Genomic DNA, 870 nt, shown 5'->3' with positions numbered 1-870 from the left:
GTTCCCCTCCCTTCCCCCGAACCCCCATCCCTCCCCATCCCAAGACTTTCGACTGGTGGGGAGGCTGCGCGGCAGGAGTCCCTACCGTATGGAGGGCCGTTTCCAGATACGGAGCGAAGACGCTTGACCTTTGCGGGGGAGAAACCGTACTGTGCCGTTTTTCCTTTCTATCATTATGGATGAAGCATGAAGTGGTTTACGCACAAGGCAGTGGCTGTAGCGGGGGCGCTCGCGGCAGGCGCGCATCCGGCGGCGTTGTTCGCTGTAATGATCGGGAGCGTGCTGCCCGATATGGTGGATACGGCAATGGCGCGGGGCGACAAGAAAGTATGGAGGCGCATCCACCGCCAGACATCGCATTGGTTCGGCTGGTACCTTGTCATCATTATACTGGGCTTTCTTATCCCGACGCAGCGGATCGTGCTTGATCTTCTGAGGGCGACACACATCACATTCCCCGGCGTGTCTCCGTCGGCGCTGGCGCAGGTCAGCGGCATCGGCAACGATCTGCTCGTCTGGGTCGGCATCGGCGGCTTGATCCACGTCCTGCTGGATGCCCTCACGCCCATGCGCGTTCCTCTGTATCCTTTCGGAGGCAGCAAGCGCTTCGGCATCAATCTCGTCAGTACGGGGACGTGGCGCGAAACCATATTCCTGTTCGTGGCCCTCGGAGCCATAGCCCTCCAGTTCGATCAGGCCCGCGCCGTCTTCGAAGAGGCCGTCAGGACTATTCTGTAAAAGCAATCCTACTGGAAACAAGGCGGAAAGAATAAAACCCGTCCCGTCAATCCCATAGAAAAAGCCCGAACGGTTTTCCGTCCGGGCTTTTCCAGTCACAGGCAACCCCGTGGGCAGGGATTCGATAAGGCC

1 protein-coding gene is annotated in these 870 nt (G+C 59.2%); it reads left to right on the top strand.

Translation table 11 applies throughout. From position 1 onward, the window contains the following. Positions 1 to 186: 186 nt before the first annotated feature. A complete protein-coding gene (locus HMPREF0178_RS20115; RefSeq protein WP_005028559.1) occupies positions 187 to 738 on the top strand; it encodes a metal-dependent hydrolase in 552 nt (183 codons plus the stop codon). The last annotated feature ends 132 nt before the right edge of the window (positions 739 to 870 follow it).

The organism is Bilophila sp. 4_1_30 (assembly GCF_000224655.1).
Classification (GTDB): domain Bacteria; phylum Desulfobacterota; class Desulfovibrionia; order Desulfovibrionales; family Desulfovibrionaceae; genus Bilophila; species Bilophila wadsworthia.
This window is presented reverse-complemented; position numbering and strand designations above follow the sequence as displayed.

What these genes read in the sequence shown, in the direction of transcription:
- HMPREF0178_RS20115 (WP_005028559.1), top strand. Translation starts at nt 187, where the DNA reads ATGAAGTGGTTTACGCACAAGGCAGTGGCTGTAGCGGGGGCGCTCGCG.